The 2691-nt window shown below is 71.1% G+C and carries 1 protein-coding gene and 1 pseudogene; both read right to left on the bottom strand.

Annotated elements, in window-relative coordinates; all coding sequences use genetic code 11:
* Positions 1 to 394, bottom strand: a pseudogene (locus ACFWEP_RS33920) (hypothetical protein); the annotation flags it as partial.
* Between the two features lie 203 nt (positions 395 to 597).
* On the bottom strand, positions 598 to 2448 hold the full coding sequence (locus tag ACFWEP_RS33925) for a hypothetical protein (RefSeq protein ID WP_387376044.1): 1851 nt from the start codon (positions 2446 to 2448) through the stop codon (positions 598 to 600).
* Between the last annotated feature and the right edge of the window lie 243 nt (positions 2449 to 2691).

Raw genomic sequence — 2691 nt, forward strand, 5'->3', positions numbered from 1 at the left:
CGGTGGTACCGGCCGCGGAAGTGGCCGTCGCCGTCGTGGTGCGGGTGCCGCCCAGCCAGGAGCGGCGGGCGCGGGAGCCGGTGGGGGCGGTGGAGGCTGTTGTTCCGGACGGGGAGTCGGCCGAGTCCGGCGTGGTGGGCTCCGCGGGTCCGACCGGCCTCCGCGGCGCGGCCTCCGGCGGCTCGGCCGCGGCCTCGGCCACCTTGGCCGGTGCCGGTGCCGGTGCCGGGGGCCGCTCCGGGGACGCTTCGCCCGGCGCTTCCTCCGCGCCGGGGGCGGCCACAGGGCGGACACGCGAGGTGCCGGCGGTCTCCGCGGCCGGACCCTCGTGGGGTCGCCCGGTGTCCTTCGGCGCCGGTCCCGCGCCGATCACTCCGGCACTGAGACGCGGCACCGCCGTCTCGGTCGGCCGTGATGACGCGCGGGACTCCTCCTCGGGGCCGTTCGCGTGTGCGTTTCCGCTCTCCGTCGCCGCCATCTCTTCTGCTCTCTTCGTCGATTCGTCGTCATCGTGTGGGTAGTGGGTGGTGGGTAGTTGGGGTGGTCGCGCACGGCGCGGTCCTCCGAAGAGGGCGAACGGGTGAAACCGACCACCCCTCACATCGGTGTGGTGACTGCCGGTGTCCGCTCCGCATCGAACAACCGGAGCCATGCGCGCGGCGGTTCGGGGAGGCGACGGAGTGCTGTCCGAATCTGCTCCGTGCTGTACGCGCCGGCACCGCGGAGCTCCCTCAGCCTCTCCAGTGCCTTTTCCTCGGCCCGTTGACGGGCTTTCGGACCGAGTGCCCTCGCGATGTCCTGCCCGAGACCGGCGAGAGTCGCGTCCAGCATGGCCTCGGGGGAGAGCTTCGCGACGGGTTTCGGGCTCAGTACGTCGTAGACCTCCTCCGACACCGTGTCCCACGTCTCGGTCGGCGGGGCGGCGATCGGCACGGAGGGCTCCTCGTCGTGGGAGCCGTCGAGACCGAGTTCCTGGAACTGCCTGATCAGCTCGTCCATCACGCTGTCGCTCGTCACCGTGCGGACGTCTCCCGTCAGGACGAACCCACTGGACGCCCTGCCGAGTTCGACGGCGTCGGCGAAGGACTGGGGGAAGACGTCGATCCATCCGCCGTTCCGGTCGCGTGCGTGCAGCGCGATGTCGACCGTCGAGGCGGAGGTGCTCTTTCCCGAGGTGAGGGCGAAGTTCTCGGCGGGAGAGAGCGCACGACCCTGCCGTGCGGCCGCCTTGCACACGATCATGTGGATCGTGAAGTCCTTCACCCTGCTCTCCTCGCCGCCCAGCAGACGCAGCACTTCGTCGATGGCCGGTCCGCCCGCACCGACGTCGCCTTCGTGGCCGACGACGTAGAGGGTTCCGCCCTCCTTGAGGTTGTCGAGGGAGGGCGCGAGGCCTTTGGCCTGAAGAGCGCCCAGCAGATACCCCGCCTCCGGCGACTCGGCCAGGACATGGACCGCGTCCCTCGCGGGCTCGATCGGCAGGTCCAGCACCGTCGGCGCGCCCGCCGGGGGAGCCGCACCCTCTGTGTCCGCCGTGACATGCACCGGATTCGCGCCCGAACCAAGCTGTGCCGGGGTGGAGTTGAACGTGTCGCGGGCAACCGCTCGCGGGGCCGCGGGCTTCTCGTGGTCGTGACGTACGGACCGGTCGAACCGGAGCAGCGGTGGTTCGGCGCTCGCGTCCACCGTGTGCTGACCGCTCGGCCCTTCGGCTCCCTGGTACTTCTGCGTGATCTCGATCGCCTGCTTCAGCAGAGCGCGGTAGTGGGTGACGGATGCGTCGAAACGGTCACTGATCCGTCGGATCTCCGCCCGCTCCGCCTCGCCGAGCACCACGGTGTCCATCGGTCCGGACGCGGCATCCGCTTGGTGCGCCAACGCCTGCTTGAACCAGGGAAGCCGGGCCTGGTCGTAGGCCACGGAGTTGTCCTTGACCGCGGTCTGGGCCTCGTTGACCGCGTTCCATGCCTCCGTGAGCCGGGGACGGGTATCCTCGGCCCCCAGGATGCCGAGGTTCATGGCCTCCGCCTCGGTGATCCACATCTCGACGGTCAGGTCGGCGGTGTCCCTGAGCGTCTTCGCCGAGCGTGAGTTCCCGGGCCCGAGCGGGCCGTCCTTGAAGTGCCGGGTGACCGCGACCTCGGCCAGAGCCGTGACGGGGACGCTGATCAGGAGGGCACGGCCTGTCAGCGGCTTCTCGTTGAAGCGTTGCTGGACGGCGTCCGCCTCCGTCGCGTTCACTCCCGCCGACGCGTTCACTCCCGTCTGGGGGAGTGCCGAGGCGGTGGCCGGGCCGAGAGCCGGAGTCAGCGCGGCGGCGAGGTTATGGCCGGACGAACTGCTCTCCGCGGTGCTCCGCGCGAGCCCCGTGCCCTGCCCGCGCAGCGTCTCCAGGCGCACGGAGTCGCTCATCCGGCGAATGACCGCCTTCTCGAAGTGGGCGGCCATGTGCACGACCACGTCGGCGCTGGTCCCGCCGAAGAACCCCCGATGGGTGAGGCCGGGCAGTCGGTAACCGCCCGTCAGGGCGGTTCCGTCGGCGAGGGCGCCGGCGAGGGCGACCGGACCGAGCCCCGACGCGACGTTTTTTGCCCGCCTCGTCGGTCATCACCGCGAAGCCGGCGGGCTGTGCGGCGGGCTCGGTGCGCGGCGTGAGAACCGCCGTGTTGCCGGGAGATTTCTCCATAGCAC

Source organism: Streptomyces sp. NPDC060198 (assembly GCF_042728415.1).
Classification (GTDB): domain Bacteria; phylum Actinomycetota; class Actinomycetes; order Streptomycetales; family Streptomycetaceae; genus Streptomyces.

Coding starts and splice junctions, on each gene's coding strand:
- ACFWEP_RS33925 (WP_387376044.1), bottom strand. CDS start 2,448: ATGGCCGCCCACTTCGAGAAGGCGGTCATTCGCCGGATGAGCGACTCC.